Below are 20,222 nucleotides of genomic sequence, written 5' to 3'. Positions count from 1 at the left end.
GTCAAGAAGATGACTGTTTTTTTTCCATAACCGCCTGCCGGAAACCCAGGACTACTAAAATATTAGATAGAGTTAAGAAAACCTCTGCACTACCGTGCAACCAATCCACGTTAGCTAACTTTTCCCCATAAGCCACCTGTGCGTAAATCCCAGCAGGAATGGTAACGGCAACAAAAATCAATAGGACATAAAACCCAATCAGCGCTAGACGAGGTGTTTGCCCGGAACGAGTGATAAACCACAAAAATCCTAGGTAGGGAAATAGGGAAAGGGCAAATAAAGTATCTTTAGAAATCATGACTCTCTTGTCAGGAAACGTCAGCGGTTGTCTTAGCTTTGGTAGTTTTTTCTGGTGAGTTGGAATGAGACTGCCGTACACACCGCCAAATCCACCAAGCAGCAGCACAGAGAGTACAATTTCCCACTACAGTCATAGAGGCTTGAACAGTAACTAACCATTCTAAGGATTCAGGATTGTCAAAGAAGTGCCAAGTACAGGCGCACATAGCACCTACCAATGCAGGTAACATGGCGCAGGATAACGCCCACCAGTAACGATTGCCAGTGACTTCGCCGTATGTCCAGATTAACCAGATGGCGGCTATCCATTCGATAACGCTGGAGATGTGAACGATCCAAGTGGGAATTGATAGGGCGTGCATATAGGGGGAATGGGGAATTAGAGATTTTTGACAATTAAAGCCCAATTTATATCCTACCGTTCCATGAATCTCCAGAAAACTGGTAAAGTTTTTCCATGGGTCAGACACGGGCAATTTTGTGCGGATATTACGGGAAGGGTAATGGTGGCGATGAGGCGCTGCTGGCGTCGCTGTTGCAAATGCTGCCGGAGTCAGTGACGCCTTTGGTGTTGTCTGGTAATCCTGGTGAGACGCGCAAGCGTTATGGGGTGCAGACGTGCGATCGCACTTCTGCGTTCAGGGTATTGCAGGTGATGCGTCGGGCAGATAGCTTTATCTGGGGGGGTGGTAGTTTAATTCAAGATGTTACGAGTGTTGCTAGTCCTATTTATTACGCTGGTTTGATGGGATTGGCGCAGAAAAAAGGCTTGAAAACCATTGCTTGGGCGCAGGGAATTGGTCCTTTGAAGCGTTCTATGACTCAGTGGATAGCGCGGCAGTGCTTTAGTGGGTGTACGGGGGTAAGTGTGCGGGATGGTGGTTCGGCGGATATCCTGGCAAATTGGCAAATTCCGTTTCTAATTGCACCTGATCCGGTTTGGGCGTTGGAGTCGAAACCTGTACCAGGGTTGTGGGATTTGCCTGCACCCAGAGTCGCAGTGAGTTTGCGATCGCATCCTACCCTCACCCCAGAACGTCTTGCTACTCTTACCCAAGCACTGGTAGACTTTCAAAAAGCGACGCAAACCTGCATCTTACTGGTGCCGTTCCAGACATCCCAAGACCTAAGTATCGCTCAGTCTATCCAGTCTAAGCTTACCGGATCTAATCAGATTTTCTGTTTAGATGACCCTAGAGAGTTGAAAGGGTTATTTCGGGGGGTGGAAATGGCAATTGGGATGCGCTTCCACAGCCTGATTATGGCAGCAGCAGAAGGATGTCGCTGTTTTGCACTCAGTTACGATCCTAAGGTTAGTCAGTTGATGGCAGAGTTGAAGTTGCCGGGATGGGAGTTGGGGCAGTTGCCCGATGACGCGAATTTAATCAGTCAAATCTGGTTAGAACATTACGTTAACGGTGAACCCCTCAGTCGTGAACAGATTCAGTCATTGGTAGATCGAGCGCTGATGCATCGGGATTTTTTGGCGGCGACTTTATGAATAGTTGGGGATAAAGTGCGATCGCTTTATAACGTTTCCCAATCTACTGAGGTACATTTCCCCCTCTCAAAAAGCGAGTGAGAGGGGGCTAGGGGGTGAGGGCTGTACTTCATCAGTATGAGAACCGCTTTCAGGAAACTATCATAATTTCATCTGTTCGTCATACAACTGTCACATTTAACCTCTAGGATTAATGGGTGAATTGAGCTGTTCGCAAGAGAGACGTTATGGACTTACTGCATGATCCAACCCGTATCACAGATAAGCAACTGGAAGGACTTGATACTATCACCCTAAATCACTGGGAAAAGGACATCTATAATCGCTTTCGAGAGTCTAAGAAACGCTTTCCAGAATTTTTTCCCTGCTTTAAACTCAAAAACCACCCAGTCGCAGGATTGTGCTATTCAATCCACTTTCAGCCTTTGACGCAACACGCTCAAGCCCTAATCGGCAATGCTCCCCGTTTCCCTCACCAAGAGGAATTCAAGCCGATTGAGAAGCTATGGAACGAATTTGGGCAAAGTGAACTAGATATCCTGTTTGAACATTTTCCCACTCAGCTAGCCCTGAAACCACCCAAACCGGAGTGGTGGAAAGTTTTTTTAGGGCTGATTTCAGCAAGGGCTGACAAGAGAAAGTGTAATATTCTCTGCCGTTAAGCCTTGCGGCTATAAAGGAAGTCTCCTGCCGCATCAGAAACTAACTTTCAGGCAACTTATACTGCCCCACAATCCGCTTGGCATACTCCGGTACATGCGCCTCTAACTTCTCCGGGTGATACCGCTTCATATATAAATAGTTACGAGTGAAGTGGGAGTCAATCGAGAAACGCGCATACTCCAACCCTTTAGGACCAATTTTTTCAATCACTACTCCCATCAACTTCGCCGCCCACATCGGCAGAGTGACACCTTTATCATAGGCAGGAATGCTTTGTTGCACCGCTTGATGCCTGTCTCCCTTAGATGTGACAGGTTGCGTTTCAATTTGGTTTTGCACCATATCCAGCATCTCTTGCCCGGTATCATTGCGAACGACAATCCACTGCCAGCCAAAGGGTGCTCCCATGTAACCTACGACTAAATCAGCCAGGGAATTGACGTAATCAAAGCAACTCATGCAGGATGGGGCAAAGACATCTTTAAGTTGGTTAGTTTTGAGTCCGAAAAAGGGGACTTTCTCAATGGAACCGTCTTCGTGTTTGAAGTGAACTTGGAAATCTTGCATGAACTCGTAATGCACCACCGTGTCAGGTGACTTGCTAGTCGTGTCTAGAAATTTTTGCAATCCTGCACGGGTAACGTTATCTACGCAGGGGGTTCCTAAAACATAGAGTTTTTCTAAACCGAGTTGTTTTTCAACGGTTCGCAATGCCTGAATTTGGCAACCCACGCCAATTACTAACAGCCGCTTCATTCCTGACTGCTCGATTTGCTCTAATACGGAAAGATTAGGAGAGAGGGTAGGTTTATTCACCCGTGCTGCCAGGATTTCTTCTGGAGTCCGGGCGATAACGGGCATGGGTTGAAAGCGATCTTCTTTGGTATTCTGTACGCAGACGACGCCTTCTACTTTGCCACTATTGAGCATTTCAATAGCAATGGTGCTAACAATTCCCGTCCACTGCGCCCCCTCGATGGGTTGGGTTTTGCGTGCAGCCATCATCTGCTGGTTGACGCCGAAGTACCAATCATCAGGATTCTCTAGATTGCGAGTGCGCCCGTGTGCTTGTTCTTCGAGTTCGGCAATTTGTTGGTTGAGGAATGCACAAGCTTCCTTGACATAATGGATGTAATATGTATCGCACAAGCCGCATTCGCTACAGAGTTCTTTGGCGGGGCGGGGGCTGGAGGGTTTGAGGGCTTTGGCTTTTTTGTGTTTGGGGGAGTTGGGAGTTATGGCAGTCATTGAAAACTCGTTTGTTAAACTCAGGTCAATTTTCTCATGATATCTTAGGGAGAATGGCACTGAAATAAGCCTCAAACGATAGCTGAAAGCCTTGAAAATGCGTAGGCTGGACACTGCCCACCATCCTTAAGTCAGTGCCATTCAGCTATAGATAACCCATAGCCTTCACAAGGAAAGACATTAACATGGCTTTAGGCGATCGCATCAGCCGGATAGTTAAAGCTAACTTTAATGATATGACAGGTAAGCTTGAGCCTGTAGAAGGCACAGGCTTTATTGCTACAGGAGCGGCTACAGGCGCTGGGGTTTCCGCAACCGTTGGGGGGATGGGATTAGTTGGAGGATTTGGAGGAATCAGTGTTGGCATGGCTCCGGTTGTAGCAGCAGGAGCGATGGCAGGTGCAGCCACTTACGGGGGCAAAAAAGCGATAGAGAATAAAGATGCTTCGGCTTTGGGTGCTGCTGCCGTTGGAGCAATGGGTGGTGCTTGGGTTTCTTCCACCGTTGGTGGGATGGGATTAGCTTTTGCTGGAACCGCTGTAGGCGTTGGTATGGCACCCGTTGCGGCAGCGGGTGCGGTGGTAGGGCTGGGTGCCTATGGTCTGAATCGGCTTCTTGATCAGGCAAAAACTACTGACAATCCTGAAAAAGTCCTTGAATTCCTTAAGCAAATCAAACTGAGTATACAGCAGGAAATTGCCTGTTTAACTGCCAGCAATTCCCTTATCCAACAACAGCACTCCCAGTCCCAACATGAAGTTAACTCCTGGCATCGAGTCGCTGAAGCGGCTATGAAGCAAGAACGTGAGGATTTAGCTCGTAAAGCTTTGGAGCGTAAACTTTCTCATCAGCAAAATGCTACTACCCTCAAAGCACAGCTTGAGCAGGTGACGGCAAGAATAGAGGCTCTCAGGGACGACTTGAGCGTTATAGAAAGAATTATTGCTGAAGTTTAAGTAGAAGTCGATAATAAAATTTTAACATTTTCTAAGCTTCATAGCCCTCTGTGAACTCAACAGAGGGCTTTTGCCATTCCAAAAACTGCTTAATCTAAACAATAGGTATGGCTCCTGTTGCGGCTGCTGGTGCAGTAATTGGACTTGCAGGTTACGGTTTGAAGAAGCTCCTCAAGAAGTAATGACGAGAAAATCCCCTAACCCTTTCTAAAAGCTGGTGCGAGGTATGATTCGGGATTTGATTAATCAGCGTCACAGTCAAAATAAAGTACCAAATTTCTAAGAGTAAAGAGTAATGGCAATCAATTATTTTGATTGCCATAACCCATTTGAGCAACCCATTGTTCCATCCGTTCATACCCAACTCTGCGGGCTAGAACCTGGTAAAACTAAACGGCTAAAAGCTTGAACACTTCTCGCCTATTGAGATTGCGGTTCCACCTAGGAAAACTTCTGTTTACACCATCCCAAGTCAAAACTGCAATTTCATCACCTCTATCCCCAGATGGATAGCTACTGATGGAATAAACACCTTAAAATAATCGCTATCTTTATTAATCCTTCTTTCACCCTAAGGGGGTCAAATGACCGCTCCAATTGAATTTGCTTTATTTGCTCCGTATAACAAAGGAGCTGTATTGATTGGGTCTTTTTCCAACTGGGAAGAAATTCCAATGGAGAAAGGTAAGGATGGTTATTTCCGTACCTCAGTTGACCTTGAGGATGGTGTTTATAAATACAAATTCCGCATTCAATCCAAATCTTGGTTTTTTGAACCCGATCAATGGGTAGATGTCAATGATCCCTATGCTACGGATATTGAAAACTCCACTCAGAACTGCCTCGCCCGGATCAAAGACGGTCAACGAATTGTTGATACTTACGTCTGGATGCATGATGATAAACCTTTACCTGCAGATCATGAGTTAGTTATCTATGAACTCCACGTTGGGGACTTTTCCGGTGGCGAAGATGATCCCTACGCCAGAGGTCAATACAAGCACGTTATTGAAAAATTAGATTACCTGTGCGAACTGGGAATTAACGCAATCGAGTTGATGCCAGTTAAGGAATATCCAGGCGACCATAGTTGGGGTTATAACCCTCGGTACTTCTTCGCTACCGAATCTAGCTACGGCACAACTGACGAGTTGAAACACCTAATCGATGAGTGTCATGCCCGTGGACTTCGCGTCATCATGGACGGGATTTATAATCACTCAGAATCCGAAAGTCCTCTGACGCAAATTGACCACGATTACTGGTATCATCACTCCCCCCGTGACCCGGATAACAACTGGGGACCTGAGTTTAATTACGAATTCTACGATGATAACCTGGATACTTATCCAGCCCGTAAGTTTATGGGAGATCAAGTACGCTTTTGGGCGAAAGAGTATCATATCGACGGTATTCGCTTCGATGCGGCGCGACAAATTGCCAACTATGATTTCATGCATTGGATTGTTCAAGAAGCTAAAAAAGCGGCAGGTGCGAAGCCGTTTTACGCCATTGCCGAACACATTCCTGAAACGACGAGTATCACGAATGTAGACGGACCGATGGATGCCTGTTGGCACGACAGTTTCTATCATTGCGTTCTCGAACATATCTGTGGGGATACCTTTGATATCGAACGCCTTAAGGATGTGATTGATTGCAAGCGTCAAGGCTTCATGGGTGCCACGAATGTCGTTAATTATCTAACTAATCACGACCATAATCATGTTTTAGCAGAGTTAGGCGATCGCGGCATTGTGGATGAGGAAGCGTTTAAGCGGAGAAAGTTAGGCGCTGTCCTAGTTTTCACAGCCGTCGGAGTGCCTCTTCTGTTGATGGGTGAAGAGTTTGGCGAGTATAAGTACAAAACCCAAGAGGAAGCTAAAATCGATTGGACGCTACTCGAACATGACCTGAATCGCGGTCTATTGGACTTTTGCAAGGGCTTAATTCATCTCCGTAAAAACAATCATGCCCTCTACACCGCAAACATTGAATTCATCCATGAAAATCCAGAAGCCAAAGTATTAGCTTATAGCCGCTGGAATGATGAAGGTTCTCGTGTTGTAGTGGTGGCGAATTTCTCCGACAACTTCCTAGCGGGCTATCGCATTCCGAACTTCTCAGCAGCGGGTAAGTGGCACGAGTGGACGAGGGATTACGATGTGGAAGTCGGGGATGATGGCATCATGATTGATATTGGCGGTTACGAAGCTCAACTTTTTGTCTGGCAGTGACGGAGGGTTGCAGGTTAGAAGGTTGAAGGTTGAAGGGTTAATCCTTCTGCCTTCACTCTAGCGGGATTTATAGCGTTTCTCTATCTGGTGAGGTACACCCTGATGAAAGCAGGGAGTAGGGGGATGGGATTATGAGCGCTATCGATTTTACCCTGGATGTGGAGAAGGAAGAAGACCCAAAAGGCGATCGCGTCAAAGTCATCATGTGTGGTAAATTCTTGCCCGACAAGAAGTGGTAGGTGTTTCTTTGATTTACAATAGACACGCCCTATGTGCTATGTTGTTCTCCTCTACCCTGTGAAGGGGTTTTCCGTTAGCGATCGCGTTAGCGGAGTGGCTCTACAGGATCTGGCATTCTCCGAAGTATTCTGGGATATCTATGAAATCGAAGAGTAAAGGATTGGAGTTCAATCATTCTGCTATTCGGCACTATCAGTCAAAAATCTCTCATCTGCGAAAAAAAGGGATTGACATTGTTCAAATCGCCCTACTGGTTTGGATTGGCGTCTTAGGTGCTGCTGAACGCGCTTCGGCACACCATCCTATGGGTGGTAGAACCCCTGCCAACATCTTTGAAGGGTTTATGTCAGGACTAGCACATCCAGTGATTGGGTTTGACCATTTAGCATTTGTGATTGCGGTTGGGTTATTAGCGGCTAGCGTAGTTCGTGGTGGTTTTATCCCAGTTGCCTTCTTGCTGACTGCTCTGGTAGGTACGGGAACTCACCTGCTGGCGATTGACTTACCTGTGGCTGAACTGGCAATTTCTGGCTCAGTAGTTATCTTTGGGGTGATGCTGATCTTAAAGCAGAAGCTGAATTATCAGATAATAACAGCCCTAGCTGCGATCGCCGGTTTGTTCCATGGTTATGCTTATGGTGAAGCAATCATCGGAGCCGAGATGAGTCCGCTCTTTGCCTACCTACTAGGTTTTACCCTCATCCAAGGGGCGATCGCTCTGGGGGCAATGATGGGGGGTAAACTATTACTGAGTCAATGGAGTGAGCGAGCTTTTTCAATCCAGCGCGTTTTAGGCTTGGGCATTTGCTCAGTAGGAGTCGTTTTCTTAGCCAGTTCAATGGTTGGTTGATGAAACCCCCACAAGAAGCAATGGAATTTTTATCCATCTGGGGTTCTGTCCTTAGACGACTAGGGGCATCTATAGGCATACTGGAAGAAGGAGGAAGGTTCCAACCACTTCCTGCCGATTCTCTTACAGCTTGATTCAGCAACTATGAAACGTAGATCTAGGTCTCCCGTCCGCGATACCCCACCTGCCAAGCCCTCTCTCCCTTCTATATTCAATGCCACAATCTTAGCTATTTTAGGGGGCATTTTTGTGCTGGGAGTTGGGGTTGGTATTGCGTTTAGCTCCACGGCGAGTCTCAATCCAGAAAATGTTGCGTCCCGTGAAGTCATCGACCGTAGTGCACCGAATCCTGAACTGTGTATTCAGTACGGAGCTAGCGCTATGGTTACTGATATGCGAGTATTTTTAACCCTCAACCCCTTCAATGTTTATGTGACTCAACCCAGTATGCGACCGGGGTGTGTTTTACGCCGAAATAACTGGGCAATTCTAGAAAAGCAGAAACTCGTAAGCTCAAAGCAGGTAAGCGAGTGTAAAAACCGTATGAATACCTTTGGCTTTACCGGTCCGTTGGAAGCTGAACCCAAAATTGATTGCATTTATCAAAATGATGGGGCTAGTAATTTCTTCCTCAACCAACCTGGTAGCGTTGGTCCAAAGCCAGAAACGGATAAGTTTTAATCGTTAAGCTGCTGTGTGGTTCATCGGTTGGTAGATTTGACGGCAGATCGGCTTGCTCTCGTTCACTGGAGGCGAGAGCAGCTAATTTTTTTTATACCATAACTTTGTCACTTGACTCCTATGACGAACCCCTTTTTACTAACCCGTGTTCTGCTTCGCTTCAATGATAATGATAAAACCGATGATTTTTTAGAAGACCTATCTGCCGCTGCTTTTACACCAGATGGTAGCTTGTGGGTTGGTTCGGATGAACTCTTAGGCATTGAGCGCCTATCTCTGATTGAGCCTTATGTTTTTGGCGCACACCAGTCTTTTTTTCTGGGTGATTTCGTCGAGCTATTCAATCAAGACGATGAAATCGATATTGAAGGAATGGATTATGCCGATTCTTATCTTTGGGTAACAGGTTCCCACAGCACCAAGCGGGGAAAAGCCAAGGGAAAAAAACCCCAGAAGGATATCAAACGACTTGCCAAAATTAAGACGGATGCTAACCGTTATTTGCTGGCTCGCATTCCCGTATTGGGTGGGGAATTAATGAAATCCTATTCCCATCCTGATAATCCTGATGAAAGACTGACAGCCGCTTGCCTGCAAAAGACGGAAACCACTAATATCTTGATAGAAGCCCTGAAAGAGGATAGCCACCTCGGACCTTTTGTCACCTTTCCCTTGCCGAGCAAAGACAATGGATTTGATATTGAAGGATTGGCGGTTCGGGGCGATCGCGTTTTTCTGGGATTTCGAGGTCCGGTGCTGCGTGGATGGGCAGTAATTGTAGAGATAGAAGTTGCCGAAACCGAACCTGGTATTTTAACGCTCAAGGAAATCGGTGAAAACGGATCACTCTACAAAAAGCATTTTGTAAATTTACAGGGTTTGGGAGTGCGGGAACTCTGCTGGCATGGCGATGATCTGCTAATTCTGGCAGGTCCAACCATGGAGCTGGAGGGAGCAATGCGACTTTTTCGCCACAAAAATCTGTTAGATTGCTCTGGAGACAGTTTAGGGAGTATTGAATCGGGAGATTTAGAGGTTTTATTCGACCTACCCATTACACCAGGACGCGATCGCGCCGAGGGGTTGGCGTTGTTCCCCTGTTTGGGACAGTCTAATTGTTTGTTAGTGGTTTACGATTCTCCTGCCCCGGCTCGAAAAGTGGGTTCGGATGGGGTTTATGTCGATGTGTTCCGACTTTGATTATCTCCACACCCTAAACCCCACACCCCATACGCTCCTCAAAAGCTCTTTAAGTTTTGTTAAAAGTACGACTTAGGTACTTGTTTAAGGGGGTAATTTGCAGTATAATTCAGGCGCTCTTACTGGGAATAGCCTCACTGCTGCGGCTAGTACGGCTTTCAGAAACCCGCAGATAATTACAGGGAATGCTATCAGCTAGGGTCATCCCCATTTCACTATGCCGATGTATTTCGAGTTGAGCATTGGGTGGTGCTTTAAACAAGTAGCGTTCTTGGGGGAAAATAACTCGCTCGAAATGATAGTTAGGACTATTGGCAATCCGAGCTATCAACATCTTTTGCGTTCCGTTAACATAGCAGCAAAGCATCTGCTCGGTATGTTTAGTGGGTAGAGGAGAAAAAAATTGAGACATAACCAATAGAGTGTGTAACTACAACGTAGACGGCAAAGGCAGGTATGAATTGATGAACAGAGAGTCAAGCCCCATCTCTCCCTTTGAGTGAGTCTTGATCGCCAATTCTCAAACGGCTTGTTTAACGTAGGACTCAAGTTTAGCTGTACCCCAAGGAGGCTACATTTTACTCCTTACAAGGCTGTTGCTAGATAATTAGACGGGTAACTTGAGTGAGCTATTTTGGGTAATGTGCCCTCGCCTAAATCGGCATGGGTTTCTAAGATATACTCAATCCCCCAATGAACATACTGTTCTACTCGCAAACGCAGTTCTAAGGAATGATAGGGAAACTTGCTTGGGTTGGGTGTATCAGGATTGCAGATATAAGCCTCTGGAATTCCTGCCATTACATAGTCAACTAACCGCTGACGCAATTCGGGAATTGCAAAGGCTTTTTTGTAGCTTTCATCTGGATACAGCTCCAAAGCCGTGTCAATTTCTTCATTGACGAGTCGCAGTCCTAAGTCCACGATCCTTTTGGACATGGTTTTAGACATTGTCTGTTTCCTCAAATTCATGGGCTACCAGATGGAGATGACAATAGCGCTGCCAGCAATCAGAGTTCCCTAAATGCCTGGAAGCAGCTTGAGAAGACGGAATAACCCGGTAGGACGTAACCTAACAGTATTGAGAGTACACTTCAAAAGTGAAAAATTTGAGTAAGAACCCTAAAGGAAAGGTGGGAACTTTCTAAAGAAAACATTAAGAAATGGGCTTGAGGCGATAGCCAACGCTGTGAACCGTCTCAATCAAGTTGTCTGGAGCGCCTACCTTTTTGAGTTTGTGGCGCAAGCTTTTAATATGAGCCTTGACCGTATCTTCCGATGGAGGTTCCTCTAGTGACCATAAGTGATCAATGATAAAATTGCGATTGAGTACCCGTCGCCCGTTGCGCAAAAATAGCTCGAGGAAAGAATATTCTTTGGGAGTTAGGTGTAGGGGTTCTTCGTTGTAAGTGACTTCATGGGTACTGGGATTGAGTTGTAAGCCTCCCCACTCCAGCACCGGTGCTGACGTTGTTCCCCGTCGCAGCAATGCTCTCACCCGCGCCAAAAGTTCTGGGAGATCGACGGGTTTAACGATATAATCATCAACTCCCGCGTCCAAGCTATTCACTTTATCGGTACTCGTGTCGCGAGCTGTAATCATCAAGATAGGAGAATTACAGCCATGAGAGCGCACCCGCCGACACAAGCTGACGCCATCTAGGGTGGGCAGCATCATATCTAGCAAAATTAAGTCATACTCAAGGGCTGTGATTTGGTTCCAGCCGTCTTCACCATCATTGACGACATCAACAACGTACTGTTGATCAGTGAGGGCTTCCGCTAAGGCTTCTGCCAGAGGTAGATCGTCTTCAACTAATAAGAGCTTCATCTCAAGGGGAATGGGGAATAGGGAATGGGAACAGTTGCAAGAAGTCTAATCGAGGCTAGATTTTTGACGATTTGAACGGATGTTAATGTTCAACTGAGGTATTACGTTGTATAACAGATGAGTTAGAGCGTCTTGCTGTTTTTAACTGTATCAACTCTAGTGAGAGGCAATGCATCGCTCATTACTGTATTGAACTCTTTAAGCTGAAATCAATGGGCGGCTTTTGCCCGATAATTTTACATATCAAGTCCTGCCGGGGATATCGCTAGTCCAGAGTGCTGAATGCCTATGAACGGATCTATCGAACAAAAAATTACAGTCGGCGGGTTAGGTTTGGCGTTACTGATACTCAGTGGCGCGATCGCTTTTTCCTGTTGGACTATAATTGCCGTACCCTCTGCACTAACCCATTTGCCCAATCCGATGCTGGTGGTGGCAATTGCCAACGGTTTTAGTCTAGGGCTACTCACTGGGGTGTACTGTCAGCTTCGGCAGTTGTTCACTGACTCTTTACCTGTACAGGATGCATGGCAAAAGCTGGAAGACAACAGTTGTGATATTAAAGTAGCACGGGCATTGTCCTGTGAGACACAACTCAGTTTAGACCAGGAGTTAGAACGGCAACTAGCAGAGCGCACGGCTCAATTCCAGGCAGAAATAGCTCAACTGCGGCAGGTGGAAGCTGAAAAAACCGCATTAATTCGATCGCTCCAAGAAAGTGAAGAGCGCTTTCGGGTGGTTCTCAAAAATTCGCCGATTGTCGTCTTCAATCAAGACAGAGAGTTGCGCTACACCTGGGTTTACAATCCGGCGAGCGGGATTGATGGTTCGACGCTGGTGGGTAAGTTGGAAACCGAACTGTTCGAGCCGGAAAACGCCGAACGTCTAATCGCTGTAAAGCATCGAGTGCTAACCAGTGGCATAGGAGAGCGTCAAGAAATTGCGATCGCCGTAGATGGACAGATTCGTTACTATGACTTAACCGTAGAACCTCTGTTTGATAGCGATCGCAATGTTGTGGGCATCACCTGTGCCGCCATGAACATTAGCCAGCGCAAACAAGCTGAACAGGAATTGCAATATCGGGAAGCGCTCCTCAGCAAGATTTTAGATACCCTGCCCGTCGGCGTTTGGATTACCAACGAAGTGGGTGTCATCTTGCAAAGCAACCCGGCTGGGGAACAAATCTGGGCGGGAGCTCGGTATGTTGGGGTTAATCAGTATGGTGAGTATAAAGGGTGGTGGACAAATACGGGAGAACCGATTGCCCCTGACAAATGGGCGCTATCTAGGGCAATTACCAAGGGGGAAACCTCTATCAATGAGGTCATTAAAATTCAATGTTTCGATGGCACCTATAAAACAATCCTGAATTCTGCCATGCCCCTGTGGAATGAAGACCAAGCGATTATCGGAGCCATTGTTGTTAATCAAGATATCACTGAACTCAAGCAAGTTGAAGAAACCCTGCGCAAGAGTCAGCATTTTATCCAGCAAATCACCGACACCACGCCCAACTTACTCTACATCTACGACCAAATTCAACATCGTATTATTTGGGTAAATCGACGCAGCGAAGAATTTTTTGGGATGACTCAGGCTCAAATTCAAGCCAAGAGTTTCCCATTTATTCCAGAGGTGTTGCATCCGGCAGACTCGCCCTATCGAGCTTTGATTCAGGAACAATACCTCACAGCTAACGAGGGTGAAATTTTTGAACAGGAAGTCCGCGTCAAAAATGCCCAAGGGGAATGGTGTTGGTTGCATTTGTGGGAAATTGTCTTTACCCAAAATGATGAGGGTATGCCAGAATATATCCTCGGTACAGCGATCAATGTTACCGAACGCAAGCAGCTAGAAGCGGAACTAGCAGCCAGTGAGGAACGATTCCGCACCTCCATTGAGAATATGCTCGACTGCTTTAGCATTTGCACCAGCATTCGCGATGAATCAGGAAAAATCGCAGACTTTTGCATCGAATATGTCAATAGGGCAGCTTGTGAGGATACAGGCTTAACGAAAGCTGAACAGATTGGCAAGCGCTTGTGCAAACTCTTTCCTGCTAATCGAGAAAACGGTTTATTCGATGACTACTGTCAAGTAGTAGAAACCGGTCAACCGTTTATCAAAGAATTGGTTTGGTATGCAGAGGATACCTCTCCCCATCGCCATCTTAGTCAAGCATACCGAATCAGTGTGGTCAAATTTGGTGATGGATATGCTGTCGCCTGGCGAGATATTATCGAGCGCAAGCAGGCAGAAGAACAACAAAGAAAAACCCAAGAACTATACCGCACGCTCACTCAAAATTTCCCCAACGGGACAGTGGCTTTGTTTGATAAAGAATTACGCTACACCCTCGTTGACGGCACGGGATTGGCAGAGGTGGGACTTTCCAATGCGTGTTTAGTCGGAAAAACAATTGGAGAAGCGTTTCCCACAAAGGTATATGCAGAGATAGAACCCTATTATCACGCCGTACTCAAGGGTGAGGCAAGGGTGTTTGAATTCGCTTTGGGGGAGAGAATTTATTGGGTACACCTACTGCCATTGAAGAACGAAGAGGGAGAAGTCTACGGTGGCTTATCCATGTCACAAAATATTAGCGATCGCAAACGGACAGAGCTAGCCTTACTCGAAGAGCGAAACTTTGTTTCAACCATTTTAGATACGGCGAATGCCCTGATTGTCGTATTTGATCAGCAAGGAAAAATCGTTCACTTCAATCAAGCCTGTGAAAAACTAACGGGCTATTCCGCCGACGAAGTTAAAGGCAAGTTTGTTTGGGACTTTTTGCTGATCGATGAAGAAATAGAGCTGTTTAAATCAGAATTTAGAGAACTGCAAACGACTCATACGTCCAAGGATTTTGAAAACTCTTGGATAGCACGGGATGGGAGTCAGAACTTTTTCTCCTGGGCTCACACCGTTATCTTTCATGCGAATGGCTCAGTCAAGTATATTATCGGTATCGGTCTTGACATTACCGAACGCAAACGGGCAGAAGAAATACGGCGACAATTAGAGCGAGAGCAAGAACTCAGTCACTTGAGACTGCGCTTTTTTTCCTTAGCCTCCCATGAATTCCGAACTCCCTTAAGTACCATTTTGGCATCGGCTCAGTTACTCCAACTTTGTGCCCGTGAATCGTCTGATCAAAAACGGCTCCGAAATCTGAACCGTATTGAGGCGACGGCTAAACGAATGCGGCAAATGCTGGAAGATATTCTGACTATCAATCGAGCTGAAACCGGAAAACTGGAGTTCAACCCCGCATCCCTCGCTCTCGAACCCTTCTGTCAGCAAATCGTGGAAGAAATGCAACTTAATGCTGGCAACCAATATATCCTTACTTTTAACTATCAAGGAGACTGTAAGCGGGCATTTTTCGACGAAAAACTTCTGCGATCTATCCTGACTAATTTACTCTCAAACGCGATTAAATATTCTACCCAAGGCGATGAGATTCAGTTTCAATTAATCTGTACGCCAACAGAGGCAATATTCCAAATCAGCGATCTAGGAAGGGGTATTCCTCCTTCAGATCAAGATCACTTATTTGAAGCCTTTCATCGGGGAGGGAATATTGGCAGCATTCCGGGTTCAGGATTGGGGCTAACCGTTGCCAAAAATTGCGTGGATGTACACGGCGGCACAATTACGGTGACAAGTGAAGTGGGTGTTGGAACAAGTTTTACCGTGACAATTCCCTTTGGGTAATGATGAGTTATAAACTATAAATTAGGAATTAGAGTCTTCTCAATTGAGAAGCACGATTTGGGTTCAAGGTCAACATTGATCGCCACCGGAGAAAAACGATAAATATGGCATTTACAGCTAGTGTCATTTCTACCAAAGAATGGGGAGCCAGTCCCCCCAAAAGTTGGACACCAGAAACTCTACCCCAATATATTGTCATTCATCACACCGCAACTCCCAACCCCCCCAACGATATATCCAGAGGCACCTTGGCAGGAGCTAAAAGCCTTGCCAGGAGCATTCAAAAAGCCCACATGGATGGCTTTGGTTGGGCGGATTCTGGTCATAATTTCCTCAATACCACCGGTGGGTTTCTCTTAGAAGGCAGACACAGTTCTTTGAATGCCATCAAACGGGGACGCAGCGTCCGTTCTGCCCACGCTGGCACCAATAAAGGCAACGAGTCACCGGGCATTGAAAATGAAGGAACCTTCACAACTTACCAGATGAATGCCCATCAGTGGAATGCTCTGGTTGAGTTATGCGTTTCGATTTGCTCGGCTGCTAAAATTGACCCTGATAATATCAAAGGACATCGAGACTTTTCACCCACCCAATGTCCTGGTAACTGGCTTTACAGTCAATTGCCCCGTTTGCGTCAAGAGGTGCGCCAGCGACTGGGGCTTTCTGTTGAAGAAATTCTCCGGGAAGGTGACACAGGACTCAAAGTCAAAGAACTTCAGCAACTCCTCAAAGCTCAAAACTTTAATCCTGGTCCGATTGATGGCATCTTTGGTGCGGGTACAACTGAAGCGGTGATTTCGTTTCAGAAGTTTCACGGATTAGATCCTGATGGGTTGGTGGGACCTGCAACCTGGAGTATACTCGAGCGGGTTTCTAAACAGCAACAGAAACCAACTGATGGGGGTTCTGTTCCGTTAACACCACAACCCCTCTCAATGATCAATTTGCTCGACACTTACAAGTATTATCGCGGCTTGCCTCACCAAACTCAGGCAATTGAGTGGCTACAGCAACAACTTGCTACCCAAAGTTTACTGGAGTTTTCTCAAAAATGGCGTAACGAACCGTCAGAACCCTTTCTCCCCTTACAGGAAGGAGCCGTTAATTCAGAAGTTAAGAAACTCCAGCAACTCCTGCAAAAGCAAGGATTCGACCCCGGTGCAGCCGATGGAGCCTTCGGTGCTCGCACAAAAGCGGCGGTGATTGGGTTTCAACGATCGAAAGGTTTGGAAGGGGATGGTATTGTTGGTACAGTTACCTGGTCAGTTTTAAATTTGGCTTAAAGTCCCCATTGTGCGATCGCTAAAGTTCAGGGTTGATCACTCGATTGACCCTAAACTACAAACCCTGAACCAAATCAGGAAACACCTCTCCCACCGCCGGATGAACCAATCGGTGATTCTGTACGTTCACCCCCTTTGCGAGTACTGGGTCAAGCTCTACAGCCTTTATTCCCTGATTCGCCAGCTTTAAAACGTAGGGTAACGTACTGTTGTTGAGTGCTTGGGTTGCCGTCCAGGGTACAGCTCCCGGCATATTTGGCACACCATAATGAACTACACCTTCTTCAATATAGATAGGATTAGTGTGAGACGTGGGTCGTACCGTCTCAATACAACCCCCTTGATCTACTGCAACATCGACTATTACAGAACCCGGATGCATTTGCTGGACTAAGCTTCCAGGCACGAGGATAGGAGCGCGACGCCCTAAAACCAAAACTGCACCGATAACCAAATCCGCTTGGGGAACAACCGCTTCAATTTGTGCCGAGTTGCTGTAAAGAAGTTCGACTCTAGAACCAAAGAGGGTTTCTAAATAAGCCAAACGCTCCACATTCACATCCAGAATCTGAACTTGCGCTCCCATGCCGACCGCAATTCGAGCCGCCTCCGTACCCACAACTCCACCACCAAGAATCACCACCTGACCGGGGCGCACTCCAGGTACACCGCCCAAGAGAACCCCCCGCCCTCCTTGCTGGCGTTCGAGAAATCTGCTCCCAAATTGTACGGAAAGACGACCTGCAATAATGCTCATGGGAGTCAGCAGGGGCAACCTGCCATCGCTAAGTTCAACGGTTTCATAGGCGATCGCACAAACACAGCAATCCATGAGATGCTCAGTTAGAGGGCGGTCTGCTGCCAAATGCAGGTAAGTAAATAAGATCTGCCCCTTTTGCAAAAATTGGTACTCTGACTTCAGAGGTTCTTTAACCTTAACCACCAGTTCCCGATTCCACGCATCAGCAGCAGTCGAGACTATGGTTGCCCCCGCCTGCTGGTAATCTTCATCGGTAAAGCCAGCACCCACACCCGCTTGAGTCTCAACCCAAACGGCATGACCCACTTCACCTAAGACTCTGACGCTACTGGGACTTAACCCGACCCGGAATTCCTGGTCTTTCGTTTCTTTTGGTACACCAACTTCCATATCTATTTTACCTGTTCAGGCACCCTTGCTTGTCTTGACTGTTAAAATTAGTAAAGAATTGTAACTTACTCGACGTGCGAGGCTTAGAGAATCATGACACAACCTCAACCAACTACAATCCCCCAACTAGCAGAACCCAAGTTTGGCTTCAACGAATATGCAGAGCGATTGAACGGGCGAGCAGCAATGATTGGTTTTATTTTGACTTTGGTCATTGAATACGCTACAGGTCAAGGTTTGCTAACCTGGCTGGGCTTGCAGTAAAGGTGTGGGGGAGATAGGGGAGATAAAGAGAAAATTTGCCGACTGAATGTTGATTAAAATACCCCCCATCTTCCCCACCTTCGGCTTCCCCTTGTCCCCTTCTAGTCAGGCATTCTTCAATGGAATAATCCATCGCTAATTCGGGCACGGATCGGATACCCTGGAATTAGAATAAATACTTAAGTAGAACCTTATGAATGCTATCGGACCGAGATTTTTCAAGTTAGCGTACCGCAAAGAACCCATTTCTAGTTTTATCATCATTGTAGGAGCTGTAGATGCCGTGATTGGCGGTGTTGGGGAGCGTTGGTCGCTGCTGAGTTTTGGTCTGCTGATGGTGATGCTAGCGATCGCTGTGCGTTGGTGGCAAACTCAGAAGAGAGAAGAAGAACTCGTCGAGCAACCCGTCACTCATTATCTGCCCTCGAGTCCCTCTCGCCCGCCCCTGCCGATGCTTAACTCTACCAGGCGTCAATCACACCGATAAGCGATCGCTTCTAACCGCCGCTGCTAAAATTGGCGCTGATTCGCAACTCGACAACAAATGGGAAAAACTGTTCTCGACTGCTGGTTAAAAATTGGTGAAGTTGCCAGCCAAAGTGGATTATCGGTAAAAACTATCCGCTACTACGAAGAGATGGGGCTGCTCGCACCGACAACAACCCGCTCTGACTCCGGTTATCGCCTATTCGCCAACGAGGTTCTGAATCGACTCGCATTTATCAAACGAGCACAATCTTTGGGACTCAGCCTCAGCGAAATTCAAGATATTTTAGCCGTTCACGACTCTGGACAATTACCCTGCGGTGCCGTAAAACAGCATTTACATCATAAAATTGAGATAATTGACGAGCAAATTGCTGCTCTCAAACTTTTGAAGTCCGAGCTGTTGGGCTTGCTTTCTGGCTGGCAAGAGCAACCCTCTCCTGATCGCATCGCCCACACGATTTGCCCAAACATTCAAGGGGCGGGGAATCAGTCTAATTAACTATCTAATGAGACAATCGTGAGCGATCGCATCACCCGCACCACCAGCATGAAAATCTTACTCCGTCTCTATTTCCGAATCCGACAGTTCGCCCTTTTGGGAATCACAGCTACAGCTCTAGTCGGATTATCCTCACAGCTTGCACTGAGCCAACCTCTGCCCGTACCCGCCCCTCCACCCATTCCCAATATCCCTGCTCAACCAGCAGTAACACCAACATCCCCATCATCGGCTACCGTTTGGAGAAACCCTCAACTCGTTCGCACACTCATCGGTCATAATACAGCCGTTGAGTCTCTAGCCTTCAGTCCAGATGGGCAAATCTTGCTGAGTGGCGGCAGCTATAACGATGGACAGGTTAAAATTTGGTTGCTCAAAACGGGTAAAGAAGTAGAAAATACTCGGGCGCAAAAGACCTCTGTCAGTGTCCTTGCCTTAACACCCGATGGAAAAACCCTAGTAAGCTCTGGTCAGGATTCTATCATCAATATTTGGAACTGGCAAACGGGGGATTATACTCATCTTTTTCGAGAGCATACCACAAATATTCTGGCATTAGCCATTACTCCAGACAGTCAAACCTTAGTGAGTGGGGGTTTAGATGGCATTCGGTTGTGGGATTTGCTCAAGAAGCGTCCTCTTTACACCCTGGCACGCTTCGATAACCAAACCTACGCCCTCGATATTCATCCGGATGGCGACATCCTGGCAAGCGGACACAAATATGGTTCAGTGAAACTGTGGAACCTGAAAACAGGACAAGTGCTGAGTAGAATTCCCGCCCATCAGAGTTCTGTTAGTGATCTAGAGTTTACTGCCGATGGTCAAACTCTGGTGAGTGCCAGTTATGAGCGTACCATCAAGGTTTGGAATTTCACAACCGGAAGACAAGTACACACCCTTTCGGGACATACGGGACGAATTTGGGATATCGCCATCAATCCCGACGGAGAAACCCTGGCAAGTGCTAGTCGAGATGGTGTGCGATTGTGGAATTTAAGGACGGGTAAACTCCTCGCTTTACTGACTGCTCATCAAGATTGGGTGCGTTCGGTGGAATTTAGTCCCGATGGTACTCTCTTGGCGACAGGAGGATATGATCGCGCC

General features: G+C 46.8%; 21 protein-coding genes and 2 pseudogenes. 15 read left to right on the top strand and 8 right to left on the bottom strand.

The window, feature by feature from the left end:
• Nucleotide 1: 1 nt before the first annotated feature.
• Nucleotides 2-298, bottom strand: a complete 297-nt coding sequence (locus IQ257_RS10190; protein ID WP_193873582.1) for a DUF3593 domain-containing protein — start codon at nucleotides 296-298, stop codon at nucleotides 2-4.
• A 10-nt stretch (nucleotides 299-308) separates the two neighbouring features.
• Nucleotides 309-662: a DUF2499 domain-containing protein gene (locus IQ257_RS10185; RefSeq protein WP_193873617.1), complete on the bottom strand. Its 354-nt coding sequence runs from the start codon at nucleotides 660-662 to the stop codon at nucleotides 309-311.
• A gap of 95 nt (nucleotides 663-757) precedes the next feature.
• On the opposite strand from IQ257_RS10185, the gene csaB reads away from it, so the two are divergent.
• Together csaB and IQ257_RS10175 are read left to right on the top strand one after the other, a co-directional pair.
• Nucleotides 758-1,801, top strand: coding sequence for a polysaccharide pyruvyl transferase CsaB (gene csaB / locus IQ257_RS10180; RefSeq protein ID WP_193873583.1), 1,044 nt, complete (start codon nucleotides 758-760; stop codon nucleotides 1,799-1,801).
• A gap of 227 nt (nucleotides 1,802-2,028) precedes the next feature.
• Complete coding sequence (locus IQ257_RS10175; RefSeq protein WP_193873584.1) at nucleotides 2,029-2,463, top strand: hypothetical protein; 435 nt, start codon at nucleotides 2,029-2,031, stop codon at nucleotides 2,461-2,463.
• A 40-nt stretch (nucleotides 2,464-2,503) separates the two neighbouring features.
• Here the strand turns inward: IQ257_RS10175 and IQ257_RS10170 are convergent, their stop codons facing one another.
• Nucleotides 2,504-3,712, bottom strand: coding sequence for a Coenzyme F420 hydrogenase/dehydrogenase, beta subunit C-terminal domain (locus IQ257_RS10170; RefSeq protein WP_193873585.1), 1,209 nt, complete (start codon nucleotides 3,710-3,712; stop codon nucleotides 2,504-2,506).
• A 185-nt stretch (nucleotides 3,713-3,897) separates the two neighbouring features.
• On the opposite strand from IQ257_RS10170, the gene IQ257_RS10165 reads away from it, so the two are divergent.
• Nucleotides 3,898-4,668, top strand: a complete 771-nt coding sequence (locus tag IQ257_RS10165; protein ID WP_193873586.1) for a PspA/IM30 family protein — start codon at nucleotides 3,898-3,900, stop codon at nucleotides 4,666-4,668.
• Nucleotides 4,669-4,979: 311 nt separating this feature from the next.
• Here IQ257_RS10165 and IQ257_RS31485 read toward each other — a convergent pair.
• Nucleotides 4,980-5,165, bottom strand: a pseudogene (locus IQ257_RS31485) (penicillin-binding transpeptidase domain-containing protein); the annotation flags it as partial.
• Between the two features lie 87 nt (nucleotides 5,166-5,252).
• Here IQ257_RS31485 and IQ257_RS10160 point away from each other — a divergent pair.
• The 6 genes and pseudogenes from IQ257_RS10160 (at nucleotide 5,253) to IQ257_RS10140 (ending at nucleotide 9,876) form a co-directional block, all read left to right on the top strand.
• Nucleotides 5,253-6,905, top strand: coding sequence for an alpha-amylase family glycosyl hydrolase (locus IQ257_RS10160; protein WP_193873587.1), 1,653 nt, complete (start codon nucleotides 5,253-5,255; stop codon nucleotides 6,903-6,905).
• Nucleotides 6,906-7,024: 119 nt separating this feature from the next.
• Nucleotides 7,025-7,144 (top strand): annotated as a pseudogene (locus tag IQ257_RS10155) (cyanate hydratase); the annotation flags it as partial.
• 31 nt (nucleotides 7,145-7,175) lie between these two features.
• On the top strand, nucleotides 7,176-7,301 hold the full coding sequence (locus tag IQ257_RS30725; protein ID WP_265584462.1) for a hypothetical protein: 126 nt from the start codon (nucleotides 7,176-7,178) through the stop codon (nucleotides 7,299-7,301).
• Nucleotides 7,285-7,995, top strand: coding sequence for a HupE/UreJ family protein (locus tag IQ257_RS10150; RefSeq protein WP_193873588.1), 711 nt, complete (start codon nucleotides 7,285-7,287; stop codon nucleotides 7,993-7,995). The genes IQ257_RS30725 and IQ257_RS10150 overlap by 17 nt, the downstream gene beginning before the upstream one ends.
• Before the next feature lie 144 nt (nucleotides 7,996-8,139).
• Nucleotides 8,140-8,676: a DUF3172 domain-containing protein gene (locus IQ257_RS10145; protein WP_193873589.1), complete on the top strand. Its 537-nt coding sequence runs from the start codon at nucleotides 8,140-8,142 to the stop codon at nucleotides 8,674-8,676.
• A 120-nt stretch (nucleotides 8,677-8,796) separates the two neighbouring features.
• On the top strand, nucleotides 8,797-9,876 hold the full coding sequence (locus IQ257_RS10140; RefSeq protein WP_193873590.1) for a DUF3616 domain-containing protein: 1,080 nt from the start codon (nucleotides 8,797-8,799) through the stop codon (nucleotides 9,874-9,876).
• Nucleotides 9,877-9,985: 109 nt separating this feature from the next.
• Here IQ257_RS10140 and IQ257_RS10135 read toward each other — a convergent pair whose 3' ends face one another.
• The 3 genes from IQ257_RS10135 to IQ257_RS10125 all read right to left on the bottom strand — a co-directional run bounded on the left by IQ257_RS10135 (nucleotide 9,986) and on the right by IQ257_RS10125 (nucleotide 11,707).
• Nucleotides 9,986-10,288 carry a DUF1830 domain-containing protein gene (locus IQ257_RS10135; protein ID WP_228060590.1) on the bottom strand — a complete coding sequence of 101 codons (303 nt, stop codon included), beginning with the start codon at nucleotides 10,286-10,288 and terminating at the stop codon, nucleotides 9,986-9,988.
• 173 nt (nucleotides 10,289-10,461) lie between these two features.
• Nucleotides 10,462-10,827 (bottom strand): hypothetical protein, encoded by a 366-nt coding sequence (locus IQ257_RS10130; protein WP_228060589.1) that lies wholly within the window; start codon nucleotides 10,825-10,827, stop codon nucleotides 10,462-10,464.
• Between the two features lie 205 nt (nucleotides 10,828-11,032).
• Nucleotides 11,033-11,707: a response regulator transcription factor gene (locus IQ257_RS10125; RefSeq protein ID WP_193873592.1), complete on the bottom strand. Its 675-nt coding sequence runs from the start codon at nucleotides 11,705-11,707 to the stop codon at nucleotides 11,033-11,035.
• A 288-nt stretch (nucleotides 11,708-11,995) separates the two neighbouring features.
• On the opposite strand from IQ257_RS10125, the gene IQ257_RS10120 reads away from it, so the two are divergent.
• On the top strand, nucleotides 11,996-15,427 hold the full coding sequence (locus tag IQ257_RS10120) for a PAS domain S-box protein (protein ID WP_193873593.1): 3,432 nt from the start codon (nucleotides 11,996-11,998) through the stop codon (nucleotides 15,425-15,427).
• A 104-nt stretch (nucleotides 15,428-15,531) separates the two neighbouring features.
• Nucleotides 15,532-16,713: an N-acetylmuramoyl-L-alanine amidase gene (locus IQ257_RS10115; protein ID WP_193873594.1), complete on the top strand. Its 1,182-nt coding sequence runs from the start codon at nucleotides 15,532-15,534 to the stop codon at nucleotides 16,711-16,713.
• Nucleotides 16,714-16,768: 55 nt separating this feature from the next.
• Here the strand turns inward: IQ257_RS10115 and ald are convergent, their stop codons facing one another.
• Nucleotides 16,769-17,863: an alanine dehydrogenase gene (ald, locus tag IQ257_RS10110; protein WP_193873595.1), complete on the bottom strand. Its 1,095-nt coding sequence runs from the start codon at nucleotides 17,861-17,863 to the stop codon at nucleotides 16,769-16,771.
• Between the two features lie 93 nt (nucleotides 17,864-17,956).
• Between ald and IQ257_RS10105 the strand changes: the two genes are divergently transcribed.
• The 4 genes from IQ257_RS10105 to IQ257_RS10090 all read left to right on the top strand — a co-directional run.
• Complete coding sequence (locus IQ257_RS10105; protein WP_193873596.1) at nucleotides 17,957-18,127, top strand: hypothetical protein; 171 nt, start codon at nucleotides 17,957-17,959, stop codon at nucleotides 18,125-18,127.
• A 193-nt stretch (nucleotides 18,128-18,320) separates the two neighbouring features.
• A complete protein-coding gene (locus IQ257_RS10100) occupies nucleotides 18,321-18,614 on the top strand; it encodes a hypothetical protein (protein WP_193873597.1) in 294 nt (97 codons plus the stop codon).
• Between the two features lie 57 nt (nucleotides 18,615-18,671).
• Entirely contained in the window at nucleotides 18,672-19,115 is a 444-nt protein-coding gene (locus tag IQ257_RS10095) for a heavy metal-responsive transcriptional regulator (protein WP_193873598.1), read from the top strand.
• 18 nt (nucleotides 19,116-19,133) lie between these two features.
• On the top strand, nucleotides 19,134-20,222 hold a 1,089-nt coding region (locus tag IQ257_RS10090), incomplete at its 3' end, for a WD40 repeat domain-containing protein (protein ID WP_322744273.1).

The sequence above is a fragment of the Coleofasciculus sp. LEGE 07092 genome, from assembly GCF_015207375.1.
GTDB lineage: Bacteria > Cyanobacteriota > Cyanobacteriia > Cyanobacteriales > Coleofasciculaceae > LEGE-07092.
This window is presented reverse-complemented; position numbering and strand designations above follow the sequence as displayed.

Excerpts from the sequence above, each read along its gene's own strand:
- IQ257_RS10150 (WP_193873588.1), top strand. The coding sequence starts at position 7,285 with ATGAAATCGAAGAGTAAAGGATTGGAGTTCAATCATTCTGCTATTCGG.
- IQ257_RS10145 (WP_193873589.1), top strand. The coding sequence starts at position 8,140 with ATGAAACGTAGATCTAGGTCTCCCGTCCGCGATACCCCACCTGCCAAG.
- IQ257_RS10160 (WP_193873587.1), top strand. The coding sequence starts at position 5,253 with ATGACCGCTCCAATTGAATTTGCTTTATTTGCTCCGTATAACAAAGGA.
- IQ257_RS10140 (WP_193873590.1), top strand. The coding sequence starts at position 8,797 with ATGACGAACCCCTTTTTACTAACCCGTGTTCTGCTTCGCTTCAATGAT.
- IQ257_RS10115 (WP_193873594.1), top strand. The coding sequence starts at position 15,532 with ATGGCATTTACAGCTAGTGTCATTTCTACCAAAGAATGGGGAGCCAGT.
- IQ257_RS10105 (WP_193873596.1), top strand. The coding sequence starts at position 17,957 with ATGACACAACCTCAACCAACTACAATCCCCCAACTAGCAGAACCCAAG.
- csaB (WP_193873583.1), top strand. The coding sequence starts at position 758 with ATGGGTCAGACACGGGCAATTTTGTGCGGATATTACGGGAAGGGTAAT.
- IQ257_RS30725 (WP_265584462.1), top strand. The coding sequence starts at position 7,176 with ATGTGCTATGTTGTTCTCCTCTACCCTGTGAAGGGGTTTTCCGTTAGC.
- IQ257_RS10125 (WP_193873592.1), bottom strand. The coding sequence starts at position 11,707 with ATGAAGCTCTTATTAGTTGAAGACGATCTACCTCTGGCAGAAGCCTTA.
- IQ257_RS10100 (WP_193873597.1), top strand. The coding sequence starts at position 18,321 with ATGAATGCTATCGGACCGAGATTTTTCAAGTTAGCGTACCGCAAAGAA.
- IQ257_RS10170 (WP_193873585.1), bottom strand. The coding sequence starts at position 3,712 with ATGACTGCCATAACTCCCAACTCCCCCAAACACAAAAAAGCCAAAGCC.
- IQ257_RS10130 (WP_228060589.1), bottom strand. The coding sequence starts at position 10,827 with ATGTCTAAAACCATGTCCAAAAGGATCGTGGACTTAGGACTGCGACTC.
- IQ257_RS10165 (WP_193873586.1), top strand. The coding sequence starts at position 3,898 with ATGGCTTTAGGCGATCGCATCAGCCGGATAGTTAAAGCTAACTTTAAT.
- IQ257_RS10190 (WP_193873582.1), bottom strand. The coding sequence starts at position 298 with ATGATTTCTAAAGATACTTTATTTGCCCTTTCCCTATTTCCCTACCTA.
- IQ257_RS10095 (WP_193873598.1), top strand. The coding sequence starts at position 18,672 with ATGGGAAAAACTGTTCTCGACTGCTGGTTAAAAATTGGTGAAGTTGCC.
- ald (WP_193873595.1), bottom strand. The coding sequence starts at position 17,863 with ATGGAAGTTGGTGTACCAAAAGAAACGAAAGACCAGGAATTCCGGGTC.
- IQ257_RS10185 (WP_193873617.1), bottom strand. The coding sequence starts at position 662 with ATGCACGCCCTATCAATTCCCACTTGGATCGTTCACATCTCCAGCGTT.
- IQ257_RS10135 (WP_228060590.1), bottom strand. The coding sequence starts at position 10,288 with ATGTCTCAATTTTTTTCTCCTCTACCCACTAAACATACCGAGCAGATG.
- IQ257_RS10120 (WP_193873593.1), top strand. The coding sequence starts at position 11,996 with ATGAACGGATCTATCGAACAAAAAATTACAGTCGGCGGGTTAGGTTTG.
- IQ257_RS10175 (WP_193873584.1), top strand. The coding sequence starts at position 2,029 with ATGGACTTACTGCATGATCCAACCCGTATCACAGATAAGCAACTGGAA.